This window comes from Roseateles sp. (assembly GCF_039595295.1).
In the GTDB taxonomy this organism is placed as follows: domain Bacteria; phylum Pseudomonadota; class Gammaproteobacteria; order Burkholderiales; family Burkholderiaceae_C; genus Roseateles.
In genome coordinates, this window is the sequence record NZ_JBCNLU010000010.1 from 18296 (window position 1) to 34694 (window position 16399).

Below are 16399 nucleotides of genomic sequence, written 5' to 3' on the forward strand. Positions count from 1 at the left end.
GCGGGACCCTGTCATCGGCGCGGCCATGGGGTGCTGCCTACAATCGCCCGATGATTTCGCGCGAACCCACCCTTGCCCGCCTGGTCACCGCCCGTGCCCAGCTGCTGGAACCCTTCGGCCTGACCGACGCGACGCTCTCGAAGGCGCTGCGCCTGATCACGGAACATCGCGTCGACGACGCCGACCTCTACTTCCAGACCACCCGCGCGGAGGGCTGGAGCCTGGAGGAGGGCATCGTCAAGAGCGGCAGCTTCTCCATCGACCAGGGCGTCGGCGTGCGCGCCGTCGCGGGCGAGAAGACGGCGTTCGCCTACTCGGACGACATCTCCGAGGCCGCGCTGCTGGACGCCGCGCGCACCGTGCGCGCCATCGCGACGGCCGGCCAGAGTCGGCGGGTGAAGGTCCCGAGCGAACCCATCGTGTCCGCGAGCCGCGCCCTCTACGGCGACGCCGACCCCATCGCGAGCCTGGACAGCACGCAGAAGGTCGCGCTGCTGGAGCGCACCGAGCGCCTGGCCCGCGCCAAGGATCCGCGCATCGTGCAGGTCATGGCCGGTCTGGCCGCCGAGCATGAAGTCGTGCTGATCGCGCGCGCCGACGGCACGCTGGCCGCCGACGTGCGGCCGCTGGTGCGCCTGTCCGTGACCGTGATCGCCGAGAGCAACGGCCGGCGCGAGGTCGGCTCGGGCGGCGGCGGCGGCCGTTTCGGTCTGGCCTATTTCACCGACGAGATGATCGCCAGCTACGTCGAGCAGGCGGTGAGCGCGGCCCTGACCAATCTGGAATCGCGCCCGGCCCCGGCCGGCGAGATGACCGTGGTCCTCGGACCGGGCTGGCCCGGCGTGCTGCTGCACGAGGCCGTCGGCCACGGGCTGGAGGGCGACTTCAACCGCAAGGGCTCGTCGACCTTCTCGGGCCGCATCGGCGAGCGCGTCGCCGCCAAGGGCGTGACGGTGCTGGACGACGGCACCATTCCAGACCGCCGCGGTTCGCTCAACGTCGACGACGAGGGCTGCGCCTCCCAGCGCAACGTGCTGATCGAGGACGGCATCCTCAAGGGCTACATCCAGGATGCGATGAACGCGCGCCTGATGAAGGTCGCTCCGACCGGCAACGGCCGCCGCGAGAGCTACGCCCACATCCCCATGCCGCGCATGACCAACACCTACATGCTGGGCGGCGACAAGGACCCGCAGGAAATCATCGCCAGCATCGACAAGGGCCTGTATGCGACCAACTTCGCGGGCGGGCAGGTCGACATCACCTCCGGCAAGTTCGTGTTCTCCGCGAGCGAGGCCTTCTGGGTCGAGAACGGCAAGATCCAGTACCCGGTCAAGGGCGCGACCATCATCGGCTCCGGACCGGAAGCGATGGCCCGCGTCAGCATGATCGGCAACGACCTGCAGCTGGACACCGGCGTCGGCGTTTGCGGCAAGGAAGGTCAGAGCGTCCCGGTGGGCGTCGGTCAGCCGACGCTGCGCATCGAAGGCATGACCGTCGGCGGCACGGCCTGACGCAGCCCACCGCCTGTGCACGGGGAAACCCGGCTCGGCCGGGTTTCGCTTTTTCGCGAAGGCTTGGTTGCCTGATGTCGTCGCGCGCGGCTTGCGGCAGTCACCCCTTCGCGCTTGACGCAGTGCAGCAGGCGCAGGCACTATTGGCCCTTATGCGTTTCGTCCCGAAGTTTTACTTTGCATATTTTTGGTTCTCGCACCGCCCCGGCGGAGGAGAGGCGAACGCATAAGCAAAGCGCCAAGAATCCTCAGGAAACCGCCGGGCCCAAAGCCCGGCGGTTTTTTTTCGGCCGGGCACCCAGCCCCTCGATGCAGCAGCTTGCAAGCGGATCCTGAGCGGCGCACCCGCACACCATCAGAAAGCGTGACTCCCATGAATGCCAAGTCGACCAGTTATCCCAGCGCTCAACAGGCGGAGCGCTGGTATTCGCCGCAGGACAAAACCTCCCAGACCGACGACGAACGCATCCTGGACATCACGCCCTTGCCGCCTCCTGAACACCTCATCCGCTTCTTCCCCATCCGTGGCACGGCCATGGAGCAGCTCGTCGTCGGCACGCGTCAGCGCATCCGCGACATCATGCAGCGCAAGGACGACCGCCTGCTCGTGATCATCGGGCCCTGCTCGATCCACGACCCCGCCGCCGCGCTCGAGTACGCCAAGCGTCTGACCGCGCTGCGCGAGCAGCACGCCGACACGCTGGAAATCGTGATGCGCGTGTACTTCGAGAAGCCGCGCACGACCGTGGGCTGGAAGGGCCTGATCAACGACCCCTACCTGGACGAGAGCTACCGCATCGACGAGGGCCTGCGCATCGCGCGCCAGCTGCTGCTGGAGATCAACCGGCTGGGCATGCCGGCGGGCTCGGAGTTCCTGGACGTGATCTCGCCGCAGTACATCGGCGACCTGATCAGCTGGGGCGCCATCGGCGCGCGCACCACCGAGAGCCAGGTCCACCGTGAGCTGGCCTCGGGCCTGTCCGCCCCCATCGGCTTCAAGAACGGCACCGACGGCAACATCAAGATCGCCACCGACGCCATCCAGGCCGCGGCGCGTCCGCACCACTTCCTGTCGGTGCACAAGAACGGCCAGGTCGCGATCGTCGAGACCAAGGGCAACCAGGACTGCCACGTCATCCTGCGCGGCGGCAAGGCGCCCAACTACGACGCCGAGAGCGTCGCCGCCGCCTGCGCCGACCTGGTCACCTCCAAGCTGCCCGAGCGGCTGATGGTGGACTGCTCGCATGCCAACAGCAGCAAGAAGCATGAACGTCAGCTGGACGTCGCGCGCGACATCGCCGCGCAGATCCGCGCCGGCAGCACGCGCATCTTCGGCGTGATGGTGGAGAGCCACCTCAAGGGCGGCGCGCAGAAGTTCAGCCCGGGCAAGGACGACCCCTCCAAGCTCGAGTACGGCAAGAGCATCACCGACGCCTGCCTGGCCTGGGACGATTCCATCGAGGTGCTGGACGTGCTGAGCGAGGCCGTCCGCGCCGCGCGCGTCGAGGCCGCCGTCAGCTGATTCCCTGCCCGGCGGACCGGGCATGGCGGCCTATGATCTCCGCCATGCCCGCAACGCTAGACGGCCGCCTGGTGGTGGCCCTTTCCTCCCGCGCGCTGTTCGACTTCGAGGAAGAGAACCAGCTCTTCGAGAACAGCGATGACCGCGCCTACATGCGCCTGCAGCAGGAGCGCCTGGACGAGCCGGCCAAGCCCGGCACCGCGTTCTCGCTCGTGCGCAAGCTGCTTGCGTTCAACGTGCCGGGGCAGACGCCGCGGGTCGAGGTGGTCGTGCTCTCCCGCAACGACCCGATCTCGGGCATGCGGGTGTTCCGTTCGGCCCAGCATTTCGGCCTGTCCATCGAGCGCGGCGTGTTCACCCGCGGCCACAGTCCCTGGCGCTATCTGAAGCCGCTCAAGGCCCAGCTCTTCCTGTCGGCCAACGAGGACGACGTGCGCTCCGCGCTGGCCGCCGGCGTGGCCGCGGCGCGGGTCTTCCCGCAGTCGGCGCGCGCCTCGGCCGCCTATCCCGATGAACTGCGCATCGCCTTTGACGGCGACGCGGTGCTGTTCTCCGACGAGGCCGAGCAGATCTACCAGCGCGACGGCCTGGACGCGTTCCAGGCCCATGAGCGCGAACGCAAGCTCACCCCGCTCCCCGCCGGCCCGTTCAAGCAGGTGCTGCATGAGCTGCAGCGGCTGCAAGCGGTCGCGCCGGTGCCGATGCGTCTGCGTACCGCCCTGGTGACCGCGCGCAGCGCGCCCGCCCATGAGCGCGCCATCCGCACGCTGATGGACTGGGACGTGGAGGTCGACGAGGCGATGTTCCTCGGCGGCCTGCCCAAGGGCGAGTTCCTGCGGGAGTTCGAGCCCGATTTCTTCTTCGACGATCAGCAGGGCCACATCCAGAACGCGGTGCCGCACGTGCCGTCGGGCCATGTGGCCATGGGTGTGACGAACCGCTGACGTCCCGCGCGGCGCCAGAATGCGCGCCGCATGACTTCCGGCAGCGGTCGGGCCGGACCTCCCTTCCAACCAGGATTTCCAACCAGGACTCCCCAGAGGACTCCCACAAGGACTCTCCACGATGCGCATCACGTTCCGCCGCCTGGCCATTGCCTCGGCCTGCACCCTGGCCACGATGGCCTATGCCGCCGATTCGGCGACGTCGCCCTCGACGCCCGCCGCGACCTCGGCGCTGACCGCCTCCGCCGTCGCCGCGACCGCGTCGGCCCGTCCCGCGCCGACCGATCCCTCGCTGGGCTATTACCGTCTGCCCGCGCTGCGCGGCGACCAGCTGGTGTTCGTCGCCGAGGGCGACCTGTGGCGGGCGAACGTGGCCGGCGGCGTGGCGCAGCGTCTGACCACGCATGCGGGCAGCGAAACCTTCCCGGCCATCTCTCCCGATGGCCGCTGGGTCGCCTTCGTCGGCCAGTACGAAGGCGCGGGCGACGTCTACGTGATGCCCGCCGGCGGCGGCTTGCCCAAGCGTCTGACCTGGGACACGGGCGCGGTGCGCGTCTGGGGCATCACCGCCCAGAACGAAGTGCTCTACACCGGCGCCACCGAGCGCGGCGAGCCCGGCACCCAGCTGCATCTGGTCGACCTGAACACCGGCAAGCATCGCGCGCTGCCGGTCGGTCAGGCCAGCGACGGCGCGCTGAGCGCCGACGGCAAGACGCTGTACTTCACCCGCAACGGCCTGCGCGGCGACAACGCGCGCCAGTACCGCGGCGGCGCGCTTGCCCGCCTGTGGGTGATGGACCTGAGCGCCAAGACCGAGGCCCGTCCGCTGGTCGCCGAAGGCGCCAATGACCGTCGCCCCATGCCTTACGTCGACGCCGCCGGCAACGCCCGCGTGGCCTTCCTGTCGGACCGCGACGGCACCTACAACCTGTGGTCGGTCAAGGCCGACGGCAGCGACCCGCGCGAGCACACCCACCACAAGGGCTGGGATGTCCGCCATGCCAGCATCAGCGGCAGCCAGGTCGCCTACGCGCTGGGCGCCGATCTGTACCGCGTCGACCTGAACGCCACGGCGGCGGAGCAGAAGATCGCCGTCTCCCTGGGCGGTGACTTCGATCAGCAGCGCAAGCGCTGGGTCGCCAAGCCGCAGGACTTCCTGACCAACGTCTCGCTGTCGCCCGACGGCGAGCGCGTGGTGTTGACCTCGCGCGGCCGTCTGGCCACGCAGGGCGTCGGCCCGCTGCGCCGCGCCGAGCTGCAGATCCCCGCCGGCCTGGGCGACGCCGGCCGCTGCCGCGAAGCCGTCTTCAGCGCCGACAGCCGCGACGTCTACGCGCTGTGCGACTACAGCGGCGAGCTGGAGATCTGGCGCTTCGCCGCCAACGGCACCGGCCAGCCCAAGCAGATCACCGAAGGCGCGACTGCGATGCGCCAGCACCTGTCGGTGTCGCCCGATGGCCGCTGGATCGCGCACACGGACAAGGAAGCCCGGCTCTTCCTGACCGACCTGAAGAATCCCAATCGCGCCGCCGCGACCCGCGAGGTCGACCGCGACGCCCTGGGCGGCGGTCCGGACGCGCTGACCTGGTCGCCGGACGGCAAGGCCCTGGCCTACGTCCGCAATACCAGCAGCGGCTACCGCGAGCAGCTGATGCTGCTGACGCTGGCCGACGGCAAGGTCCATCAGCTGGGCAGCGACCGCTACGCCGCCAACACCCCCGCGTTCAGCCCGGACGGCCAGTGGCTGTACTTCCTGTCGCGCCGCACCTTCAGCGTGACCGGCAACCCCGGTCCCTGGGGTGATCGCAACATGGGGCCCTTCTTCGACAAGGGCTGGAAGGTCTATGCGCTGGCGCTGCAGCCGGGTCTGCGCTTCCCGTTCGCCGCGCCGGACGAGCTCCAGTCGCTGAAGGCGCGCGAGGAGGCCGAGGTCCGCGAGCAGGAGAAGGACAAGCCCGACAACAAGGAGTCCAAGCAGAAGGTCGAGGAGGCCAAGGCCGCCACCGCCGGCAAGGACGCGCCGCCCGCCGGCGCCAAGCCCGCCGCCAAGGGCAAGCCCGAGATCCAGATCCCGGGTCTGGCGCTGCGCCTGTTCGAGCTGCCCGTCGCGGCGGGCAACTACAACGGCCTGGCGGTCGATTCCAAGCGGCTCTACATCCAGGAAGGGATGACGCTGCGCCAGCTGCCGATCGGGCCGCAGGAAAGCAAGCTCGAAACCTACGCCGAGGGCGTGGCCGGTTGGGACCTGAGCGCCGATGGGAAGAAGCTCATGATCCGCCGTCCGGCCGCGCCGGGCGCGGCGCCGGAGATCCTGATCGTCGACGCCGGCCCCAAGCTGCCGGGCGATGTGGACAAGGCCCGCGTGCGCTGGAACGACTGGCAGATCCAGGTCGATCCCAAGTCGGAATGGCGTCAGATGTTCGCCGACGCCTGGCGCATGCAGCGCGACTACTTTTACGACAAGGACATGCACGGCGTGGACTGGGTCGCGATGCGCGCCAAGTACGCGCCGCTGGTCGAGCGCGTCACCGACCGCTACGAGCTGGCTGATCTGATGGGCCAGATGGTGGGCGAGCTCAGCCTGCTGCACAGCCAGGTCGCTCCGGGCGATGTGCGCAAGGGCGCGGACGAGCCGGGCTTTGCCGGCCTGGGCGCGCTGCTCGAGCGTGACGCCAAGGGCTGGAAGGTCGCCCGCATCTATGCCGGCGATCCGGAGCTGCCGTCCGAGGGTGGCCCGCTGGCGCAGCCGGGCGTGAACGTGCCGGTGGGCTCGGTGATCACCACGATCAACGGCCGCGACGCGACGCAAGTGCCGGATCCCAGTGAGCTGATGCGCGGTCAGGCCGGCAAGCAGGTGCTGCTGCAGGTGCGCGACGCGTCGGGCAAGGAGCGGCCGGTGGTGGTGACGCCGGTCGATCTGCGCCGCGAGGGTCAGCTGCGCGTCAACGACTGGCGCTACGGCCGCGCCAAGGCGGTGGAGACCGCCGGCGGCGGCAAGATCGGCTACCTGCATCTGCGCGCGATGACCCGCGACGACATCAACGATTTCGTCCGCGAGTTCTACTCGCAGAGCGAGCGAGACGGCCTGATCATCGACGTCCGTCACAACAACGGCGGCAACATCGACAGCTGGATCCTGCAGACGCTGCTGCGTCGCGCCTGGGCCTTCTGGCAACCGCGCTCGCCCTCGGGCAGCAAGCCCTATCCCAACATGCAGCAGGTGTTCCGCGGCCATGTGGTGGTGCTGGCCAACGAGGAGACTTACTCGGACGGCGAGACCTTCTCCGAAGGCTTCAAGCGCCTGGGCCTGGGCCCGGTGATCGGGCAGACGACCTCGGGCGCCGGTGTATGGCTGTCGGACCAGAACCGCCTGATGGATAACGGCCTGATGCGCGCCGCCGAGAACGGTCAGATGACCATCGACGGTCAGTTCCTGGTCGAGGGCAAGGGCGTGACGCCGGACATCCCGGTCGACAACCTGCCGCGCGCGACGGCCGACGGCCAGGATGCGCAGCTGGATGCCGCCGTCGCCTGGCTGAAGAACGCGATCGCCAAGGAGCCGATCAAGACGCCGAAGCCGGGTCCGTATCTGCGCCCGATCAAGCAGTAAGGCAAAAGAGAACGGGAGGCGAGAGCCTCCCGTTTTCATTGGCGGACGCTGAAGTTCAGTTCAGCGTGACCCGCGCGAACTTGCGCTTGCCGACCTGCAGCACGATGGTGCCGGCCTCGACCTTCAGGCCCTTGTCGCTGATGGTCGTGCCGTCGATCTTGACGCCGGCCTGGTCGATCATCCGGTTGCCTTCGCCGTTGGACGCGACCAGGTTCGCTGCCTTCAGCAGCGCGGCGATGCCCATGGGGGCGCCGCTCAGCGTCAGCTCGGGAATCTCGTCCGGGATGCCGCCCTTGGCGCGGTTGTTGAAGTCGGCTTCGGCCTCGTCTGCCGCCTGCGCGCTGTGGAAGCGGGTGGTGATCTCCTTGGCGAGCATCACCTTGGCTTCCTTGGGATTGCGGCCGCCCTCGATCTCACGCTTGAGCGCCGCGATCTCCTCGATGGACTTGAAGCTCAGCAGGTCGAACCACTTCCACATCTGCACGTCGCTGATCGACAGGATCTTGGCGAACATGCTGTTGGCCGGCTCGGTGATGCCCACGTAGTTGTTCTTGGACTTGGACATCTTCTCGACGCCGTCCAGTCCTTCCAGCAGCGGCATCGTCAGGATGCACTGCGGCTCCTGACCGTACTCGGACTGCAGATGGCGACCCATCAGCAGGTTGAACTTCTGGTCCGTGCCGCCGAGTTCCAGGTCGGACTTCAGCGCCACCGAGTCATAGCCCTGCATCAGCGGATAGAGGAACTCGTGCACCGAGATCGGCGTCCCGGCGGCGTAGCGCTTGGTGAAGTCGTCGCGCTCCATCATGCGGGCGACGGTGTACTTGGCCGCCAGCTGGATCAGGCCACGCGCGCCCAGCGGGTCGGACCACTCGCTGTTGTAGCGGATCTCGGTCCGGGCCGGATCCAGCACCAGGCTGGCCTGCTTGTAATAGGTCTCGGCGTTGTGCTTGATCTGCTCGGGCGTCAGCGGCGGGCGGGTCGCGTTGCGGCCGGACGGGTCGCCGATCATGGAGGTGAAGTCGCCGATCAGGAAGATCACCTGGTGGCCCAGGTCCTGCAGCTGGCGCATCTTGTTGAGCACCACCGTGTGGCCGACGTGGATGTCGGGCGCGGTCGGGTCCAGACCCAGCTTGATCCGCAGCGGCTGGCCCGTGGCCTCGGAGCGGGCCAGCTTCTTCAGCCACTCGTCTTGCGGCAGCAACTCTTCGCAGCCGCGCAGCGATTGCGCCATGGCGTGCCGGACCCGATCCGTGATCGGAAAATCGGGGGGCGTCGGGGACTGGGTTCGGATATCAGACATGGCACTTCGGAGCCCGCACGGGCTTACGTAAAGTCTTGATTTGTCGGGTTTTCTAGCGATTGATAGCCCGGACGCGCCGGTATACTGCCGGCTGTTTTGCGGGGCGCGCAGGAGGGCAAAAAGCGTTCCTGGCGCATGTCGTTCCGCAAAGCGACCGATTCTAGTGGACGCCCTGCTGACCCCGGCGGGCGTCCTTCGCTTGACAGGGCGGTGAATCACCAGCACGGGCCGTACGGGCCGCGTCGACCGGACGCGGCGGCGTACGGCAGTTCTCAGGTTTCCGAAGGAAGGTCCCCGGCGCGTGATGAATTGGAAAGACGAATGGCAGCGCGTGCAGCGCTCGCTCGCTCGCGCTGAAGGCTTCGCGGCCCGGCATCCTCGCGCCCTGACCGGCACTGTCGTCGGCGCGCTCAGCTGTTTCGCCGTCACCGCCTTCGGCATCGCCCCGATGGCCCCGGACGCGGAGGACCTGCCGCAACGCGTCATCAGCGAATCCATCCCGCTTCAATCCCTGGACGAGCAACTCGCTCAGCTGGCCTCGTTCGACCCCGGCCTGTCGCGCAGCGACCTGACCCGCTCCGGCGACACGGCAGATTCGCTGCTCAGGCGCATGGGCGCCTTCGACAGCGGCTTCGCGGCCTTCCTGCGGAGCGACGACACCGCCAAGAAGCTGCTGGTCGGCCGTGTTGGCAAGCGGGTGCAGGTTGTTGCCACCGCCAGCGGCGAAGTGCAATCGCTGGTCGCTCGTTACGCTGCGGAGTCCGCGGACCAGCAGGACACGCAGTTCACCCGGCTGAGCATCACCCGCGAGGGCGAGCGCTTCGTCTCCAAGCTCGAGACCGTTCCGCTGCAGAGCCAGACCCGTCTGGGCAGCGGCACCATCCAGTCCTCGCTGTTCGCCGCGACCGACGAGGCCAACGTGCCCGACGCGATCGCGACCCAGCTGGCGGACATGTTCTCGGGCGACATCGACTTCCATCGCGAGCTGCGCAAGGGCGACCGCTTCTCGGTGGTCTACGAAACCATGACCGCCGATGGCGAACCAGTGAACTGGGGCAACCGCTCCGGCCGCCTGCTGGCCGCGGAGTTCATCAACAACGGCAAGAGCTACCAGTCCGTCTGGTTCCGCGACGCGGCCAGCGGCAAGGGCAACTACTACGGCTTCGACGGCGAATCCAAGCGCCGCTCGTTCCTGGCCAGCCCGCTGGAGTTCTCGCGCGTGACCTCCGGTTTCGCGATGCGCTTCCACCCGATCCTGCAGACCTGGCGTCAGCACCAGGGCGTGGACCTGGGCGCGCCCAGCGGCACGCCGGTGCGCAGCGTCGGTGACGGCAACGTGGAATTCGCCGGCTGGCAGAACGGCTTCGGCAACGTGATCCAGCTCAAGCACAGCGGCAACCGCATGACGGTCTACGCTCACCTGAGCCGCATCGACGTCAAGAAGGGCCAGAAGATCGAGCAGGGCCAGAAGATCGGCGCCGTCGGTGCCACCGGCTGGGCGACCGGCCCGCACCTGCACTTCGAGTTCCGCGTGAACGGCAAGCAGCAGGATCCTCGCGTCATCGCGAAGGCTTCCGAAGCCCTGACTTTGCCCCCGACCGCGAAGGCCGCGTTCCAGGCGCAGGTCGCCAGCGCCAAGGTGCAGCTGGAAGCCGCTTCGACGATCAACGAGGGCGTCGTCGGCGAGTGAGCCGGCCCGCTCCGATCGCCGCGCGCATGTCAGCGGAGCTCTACATCGGTCTGATGTCGGGCACGTCGATGGACGGCGTGGATGCCGTGCTCTTGCGCGCCGAGCCCGATGGCCGCGTCCATGCGCTGGCCCATGAGCATGAGCCGTTCGGCGCCGAGTTGCGCGCCGAGCTGATGGCCCTGAACGCACCCACCGAAAACGAACTGCAGCGCTCAGCGCTGGCCGCGAATGCGGTCTCGCGCGTCTACGCGCAGGCCTGCCGCGCGCTGCTGCTGGCGCAAGGTCTGGCACCGACGGAGATTCGCGCTTTGGGCGCCCACGGGCAGACCGTCCGGCATCGCCCTGGCGAGATCGACGGGACCGGCTTCTCGATTCAGCTGCTCAATGCCCCGCTGCTGGCGGAGCTGAGCGGCATCGCCGTCGTGCATGACCTGCGGGGTCGTGATGTCGCCGCGGGCGGCCAGGGCGCGCCGCTGGTGCCGGCCTTCCATCGCGCGGTGCTGGCGCAGACGGGTGTCGACGTCATCGTGCTCAACGTGGGTGGCATCAGCAACGTCAGCCTGCTGCGCGCCGATGGGCGGGGGGGCGGCTTCGACTGCGGTCCGGGCAATTGCCTGATGGACGGCTGGATTCATCGCCATCAGGGCTTGGACTATGACGCCGGCGGCCAGTGGGCTGCGCAGGGCAGGGTGCATGAAGCGCTGCTGGAGGCCTTGCTCGCCGAGCCCTATTTCCGGCAGCCGCCGCCGCGCAGCACGGGGCGAGATCTGTTCCATCTGGGGTGGCTGGACGCGAAGATCGTCGCGCATGCGCCGGAGGTCTCGCCGGTCGATGTGCAGGCCACCTTGCTGGAGCTCACCGCGCGTTGCGTCGTCGACAGCCTGGCGGCCTTTGCGCCCGGTGAATGGCGTGAACTGCTGGTCTGCGGTGGTGGCGCCTTCAATGAGGCGCTGGTGCGTCGCCTGGCCGGGCTGATGCCCTCGGTGTCCGTCGACACGACGGATGCGAAGGGGCTGCCGCCGATGCTGGTCGAGGGCGCGGCTTTCGCTTGGCTGGCGATGCGCCATGTGCGCGGGCTTCCGGGCAATCTCCCCGAGGCGACCGGCGCGACCGGTCAGCGCATCCTCGGCAGCTATACGCCCGCCTGATCCCGACGGGCGAGGTGCTCGCAGCGGCCTCGAGCGCTGAAACGACAAGACCGCCCGAGGGCGGTCTTTGCCATTGGGACCAGGTCTTTCGCCGGCCGGCGGCTCGATCATGTCGAGCCGCGATATGAACATCAGACCGAGAAGCTGGAGCCGCAGCCGCAGGTGGTCGACGCGTTCGGATTCTTGATCACGAACTGTGCGCCTTGCAGGTCTTCCTTGTAGTCGATCTCGGCGCCCATCAGATATTGCAGGCTCATCGAGTCGATCAGCAGGGTGACGCCGTTCTTGTGCATCTGCGTGTCGTCGTCGTTGACGGCTTCATCGAACGTGAAGCCGTACTGGAAGCCGGAGCAGCCGCCGCCCTGCACGAACACGCGCAGCTTGAGCTCAGGGTTCCCCTCTTCCAGCACCAGTTCGCGGACCTTCTCGGCCGCACTGTCGGTGAAGACCAGCGGAGCCGGCATGTCGCTCATGCTCGTGGCGGGCGCTTCGAGAACTTCGCTCATCGTGATTCCTGTTCGTTCGGAAGAATGTTGGGATTATCTCAAAGGCCGGATTCCGGCGTCGGGGCGCGTCGATATATCCCCAATGGCAATGCGCATGCTAGCCACGCGTCACGCCTTGCGCCCAAAAAGAACAAGGCCGCTGAGGAGCGGCCTTGTTTTGAATCTCGCGTCGCCGAGGATCCGCCAAAAGCGAATCCTGCGGCGATCGGAAGTCGATCAGCGCTTGCTGAACTGCTTCCGGCGACGTGCGCCGTGCAGACCGACCTTCTTACGCTCGACTTCACGCGCATCACGCGTGACGAAGCCGGCGCGGCTCAGTTCGGGCTTCAGGGCTGCGTCGTAGTCGATCAGCGCGCGGGTGATACCCAGACGCACCGCGCCGGCTTGGCCGGACTCGCCGCCCCCGTGCACGTTGATCTTGATGTCGAACGCTTCGCCATTGTTCGTCAGCAGCAGGGGCTGACGAGAAATCATGATCGACGTCTGACGGCCGAAGTACTGCTCGATCGAGCGGCCGTTGACGGTGATCAGGCCAGTGCCCTTCTTGATGAAGACACGGGCCACGGACGACTTGCGACGGCCGGTACCGTAATTCCAGTTTCCGATCATCTCCGCTCCTTAGATTGCCAGAGCCTGGGGCTGCTGGGCGGTGTGCGGATGCGTGTCGCCCGCATACACCTTCAGCTTCTTGATCATCGCGTAGCCAAGCGGGCCCTTGGGCAGCATGCCCTTGACGGCCTTTTCCAGGGCGCGGCCCGGATGCTTGGCTTGCATGTCCTTGAACTTGGTGGCGTAGATGCCGCCCGGGAAGCCCGAGTGGCGGTAGTACACCTTGTCCGTTGCCTTGTTGCCGGTCACGCGCAGCTTGTCGGCGTTGATGATGACGATGAAATCACCGGTGTCGACGTGAGGCGTGTAGATGGCCTTGTGCTTGCCGCGCAAACGGCGTGCCACTTCGCTGGCAACACGTCCGAGCACCAGATCGGTGGCGTCAATCACAAACCACTCGCGCTTCACTTCGGCCGGCTTGGCGCTGAAGGTCTTCATGAGGTTCTTTCAAAAGGCTTGATTCCGGGCAATTGCCCCTCGTACGCTCGGTGCACGCTTGTGGATGCGGCCTCTCACGGACGTTCTCTCCGCTGCCTTGGGAACGGGGAAACACGAGAGTCTACTTGAAATCGTCGCGAACCGCTAGCATCGGCACGCTCACGCCCTTTGCCATGACCGCTCCGCAGGACTCCCGCCCCAAGAAAACCGACCCCGCCGCGGGGGCGGACGGCCCGCGTTCGCGCTGGCATCCGGCCGCCGTGATGGCGCGCTGGACGGCGTGGGTGCCGATCCGCTCGCTGGGGCGGCGCCATCGCAAGCGCATCCTTCAACACTTGATGACGCTGGGCGAGCGCGACCGCTACCTGCGTTTCGGCTACGCCGCGCGGGACGAGCAGATCGAGAAGTACGTTGCCGGCCTCGATTTCACCCGCGACGAGGTGCTGGGCATCTTCAACCGGCGGCTGCAGCTGATCGCGGTGGCACATCTGGCTTACGCGCCGGCTCCGCAGATCAAGGGCCGGCCCGCGATGGCGGAGTTCGGCGTCTCCGTCGCCCAGTCGGCGCGCGGAAGGGGCTTCGGCGGCCGGCTGTTCGAGCGCTCCGCGCTGCACGCGCGCAACCGCGGCATCGACACGCTTTTCATTCACGCGCTGAGCGAAAACGCCCCCATGCTGTCCATCGCCCGCAAGGCCGGGGCCAAGGTCGAGCGCGACGGCAGCGAGTCCGAAGCCTGGCTGCGGCTGCCGCCGGACTCGGTGTCCTCGCATGTGGACGAGGCGCTGGAGCGCCACATGGCCGAATGGGACTTCCAGTTCAAGCGCCACATGCGCACCGTCGGCGACATCCTGGACGGGGTGGCCGAGGTCAAGGCCAAGCTCTCCGGCAAGGGCCGGGAGAAGTAGGCCGCGGCGAATCGCGCGCGGTCCTCGCCCAAACACCAGACGTTGCCGAGTATTCCCGGGCGGCCACCCTATTCCAGGGGGAACCCTTGATGCAATTTGTAACGACTTTCGGCTACATTCGCGCGGATCGTCGAGAGGGCGCCTGTCGGGCGCCCCTCTTGCTTCTTCAGGGTCGTTCAGGCCGATAGGGTCGGCAAGGCTGCCAGGCTCGTCTGGGTTTTTGGGTCGTTGGGATATGCAAAGCACGCTTCCGTGGATCATCGCGGGACTGTCGGCGTTGGCAGTCCTGGGCCTGCTCGTCGCCATGGCGCTGAAGCGGCCGCGCCGCTCGCGCAAACCGCTGCCGGGCGAGTGGTCGCTGACGCCTCGCCCCGTGTTCAGCGCCGACGAGCGCCGCGTCTTCCGCCTGCTGCGCGAGGCGCTCCCCCATCACGTCGTCATGTGCAAGCTGCCCCTGGTGCGCTTCTGCCAGCCCACCGAGGCCAAGGAAGTGCGCTACTGGTATGAGTTGCTGGGCGGCATCAGCGTCAACTTCGCGATCTGCAGCCCAAACGGCCGCGTGCTGGCCGCGATCGACCTGGAAATGGAGCGTCCCGGCTCCGCCCGCAGTCTGCAGATCAAGCAGGCGGTGCTGGCGGCCTGTCGCATCCGCTACCTGCGCTCCACCGTCGACGAGCTGCCCAGCGCCAGTGAATTGCAACTGCTCGTGCCCTACAGCAACCACAGCAGCCGCTCCAGCATGCCCACCGCCTCGCGGTCCGCGCCGCGCCTGGCGCCGGCTCCGGTGGCCGCGCCGGCCCCGCGTCGCGCGCCTCAGCCCGCGGCAAGCGCGCGCAACACGCTGTGGAACGACTCGCCGGTGTTCAGCGATTCCTTCTTCGCGCCGGACAGCCGCTTCGACGCCTTCCCCGGCCTGGAGCCCAGCGCGCCGGCGCCGCTGCCGGAGCCTCGCCACGAGGTCCGTCACGACCCGCGTCCGGAGCCGCGTCCCGAGCCGCGCGTGCGCGGCTACCGGCCCCGCGCCGGCACGGCGGGCGAGGGCGGCGACTCGCAGTTCGGCCACGACTTCCCCGCGTTTCCCGACGAGCCCGCGACGCCCGACATCGGCGGCGTGGTCGTCGACTCGCCGCGCTACGGACGGCGCTAAGCTACGCGCTTGCCCGCTCTTCCCGGATGGACCTGACGGCGCTTCGGCGCCGTTGTCGTTTCCGTCTCGCATTCGATGACTGACGCCCCGGCCGGATTCGGCGACCTGACTCCCGAGCTGATGCTCGACGCGCTCGAGCACGCCGGCCTGCGGCCCGATGGCCGCCTGCTGCAGCTCAACTCCTACGAGAACCGCGTGCTGATGGCGCATCTGGAGGAGGGGCCCGCTGTCGTCGCGAAGTTTTACCGGCCCGGTCGCTGGAGCGACGCGCAGATCCTGGAGGAACACGCCTTCGCCCGCGACCTCGCCCAGGCCGAGGTGCCGGTGGTCGCGCCGCTGCCGCTTGATGGCGCCGGCGGCACGCTGGGGCATTTCGCGGGTCATCGTTTCGCGGTGACGCCGCGGCAGGGCGGCCGTGCGCCGGAGCTCGAGGATCCCGAGGTGCTCGCCTGGATCGGCCGCTTCCTCGCGCGACTGCACGATGTCGGTCAGAGCGAGCCCTTCCGCGCGCGCCTGGCCTGGAACAGCGCCTCTCCGGCGCGCGAGGCGCGCGACTGGCTGCGCGCGCACGACACGCTGCCGCCGGAGCTCTCCACCAACTGGCATGACGCCGCGGCGCGCTGCATCGACGCGATCGACGCCGCTTTCGACAGACTGCCCGATCGCCGCGCGCTGCGCCTGCATGGCGACTGCCATCCCGGCAACATCCTGTGGACGCCCGACCGCGGCCCGCACTTCGTCGACCTGGACGACGCGGTGCAGGGACCGGCGGTGCAGGACCTGTGGATGCTGCTGTCGGGCGAGCCCGATGCCGCGCGACGCCAGTTGCATGCGCTGCTCGACGGCTACGAGAGCGTGCGCGAATTCGATTGGCGCGAGCTGCGCCTCATCGAGGCGCTGCGCACGCAACGGATGATTCACCACAGCGCCTGGCTGGCGCGGCGCTGGGATGACCCCGCTTTTCCGGCGGCGTTCCCGTGGTTCGGCACGCCCAACTACTGGAGCGATCAGGTCGTGAAGCTGCGCGACCAGCTCGACGCGATGCAGATGCGGGAAGACTGAC

General features: G+C 68.2%; 13 protein-coding genes. 9 read left to right on the forward strand and 4 right to left on the reverse strand.

The window, feature by feature from the left end:
* Positions 1-50 precede the first annotated feature (50 nt).
* The 4 genes from tldD to ABDW59_RS09830 all read left to right on the forward strand — a co-directional run bounded on the left by tldD (position 51) and on the right by ABDW59_RS09830 (position 7590).
* Positions 51-1514 (forward strand): metalloprotease TldD, encoded by a 1464-nt coding sequence (gene tldD / locus ABDW59_RS09815; RefSeq protein WP_343629541.1) that lies wholly within the window; start codon positions 51-53, stop codon positions 1512-1514.
* A gap of 373 nt (positions 1515-1887) precedes the next feature.
* On the forward strand, positions 1888-3036 hold the full coding sequence (locus ABDW59_RS09820) for a 3-deoxy-7-phosphoheptulonate synthase (protein ID WP_343629542.1): 1149 nt from the start codon (positions 1888-1890) through the stop codon (positions 3034-3036).
* 44 nt (positions 3037-3080) lie between these two features.
* A complete protein-coding gene (locus ABDW59_RS09825; RefSeq protein WP_343629543.1) occupies positions 3081-3980 on the forward strand; it encodes a 5'-nucleotidase in 900 nt (299 codons plus the stop codon).
* 121 nt (positions 3981-4101) lie between these two features.
* The gene (locus tag ABDW59_RS09830; protein ID WP_343629544.1) at positions 4102-7590 is read left to right on the forward strand and encodes a S41 family peptidase; all 3489 of its coding nucleotides are present in this window, start codon (positions 4102-4104) and stop codon (positions 7588-7590) included.
* A gap of 55 nt (positions 7591-7645) precedes the next feature.
* Here ABDW59_RS09830 and tyrS read toward each other — a convergent pair whose 3' ends face one another.
* Entirely contained in the window at positions 7646-8824 is a 1179-nt protein-coding gene (gene tyrS, locus ABDW59_RS09835; RefSeq protein WP_343629545.1) for a tyrosine--tRNA ligase, read from the reverse strand.
* Between the two features lie 373 nt (positions 8825-9197).
* Here tyrS and ABDW59_RS09840 point away from each other — a divergent pair, with 373 nt between their 5' ends.
* Positions 9198-10583, forward strand: coding sequence for a M23 family metallopeptidase (locus ABDW59_RS09840; RefSeq protein ID WP_343629546.1), 1386 nt, complete (start codon positions 9198-9200; stop codon positions 10581-10583).
* A gap of 26 nt (positions 10584-10609) precedes the next feature.
* Entirely contained in the window at positions 10610-11731 is a 1122-nt protein-coding gene (locus ABDW59_RS09845; RefSeq protein ID WP_343629547.1) for an anhydro-N-acetylmuramic acid kinase, read from the forward strand.
* 131 nt (positions 11732-11862) lie between these two features.
* Here the strand turns inward: ABDW59_RS09845 and erpA are convergent, their stop codons facing one another.
* From erpA to rplM, 3 genes are all read right to left on the reverse strand, one after another.
* Positions 11863-12237, reverse strand: coding sequence for an iron-sulfur cluster insertion protein ErpA (erpA, locus tag ABDW59_RS09850; protein ID WP_343629548.1), 375 nt, complete (start codon positions 12235-12237; stop codon positions 11863-11865).
* Positions 12238-12453: 216 nt separating this feature from the next.
* Positions 12454-12846: a 30S ribosomal protein S9 gene (gene rpsI / locus ABDW59_RS09855; protein ID WP_279756835.1), complete on the reverse strand. Its 393-nt coding sequence runs from the start codon at positions 12844-12846 to the stop codon at positions 12454-12456.
* A 9-nt stretch (positions 12847-12855) separates the two neighbouring features.
* Positions 12856-13284, reverse strand: coding sequence for a 50S ribosomal protein L13 (rplM, locus tag ABDW59_RS09860; RefSeq protein WP_343629549.1), 429 nt, complete (start codon positions 13282-13284; stop codon positions 12856-12858).
* A 173-nt stretch (positions 13285-13457) separates the two neighbouring features.
* Between rplM and ABDW59_RS09865 the strand changes: the two genes are divergently transcribed.
* The 3 genes from ABDW59_RS09865 to ABDW59_RS09875 all read left to right on the forward strand — a co-directional run bounded on the left by ABDW59_RS09865 (position 13458) and on the right by ABDW59_RS09875 (position 16398).
* Positions 13458-14189 carry a GNAT family N-acetyltransferase gene (locus tag ABDW59_RS09865; RefSeq protein ID WP_343629551.1) on the forward strand — a complete coding sequence of 244 codons (732 nt, stop codon included), beginning with the start codon at positions 13458-13460 and terminating at the stop codon, positions 14187-14189.
* Between the two features lie 235 nt (positions 14190-14424).
* Positions 14425-15336 carry a DUF2726 domain-containing protein gene (locus tag ABDW59_RS09870; RefSeq protein ID WP_343629552.1) on the forward strand — a complete coding sequence of 304 codons (912 nt, stop codon included), beginning with the start codon at positions 14425-14427 and terminating at the stop codon, positions 15334-15336.
* A 75-nt stretch (positions 15337-15411) separates the two neighbouring features.
* On the forward strand, positions 15412-16398 hold the full coding sequence (locus ABDW59_RS09875) for a serine/threonine protein kinase (RefSeq protein ID WP_343629553.1): 987 nt from the start codon (positions 15412-15414) through the stop codon (positions 16396-16398).
* The last annotated feature ends 1 nt before the right edge of the window (position 16399 follow it).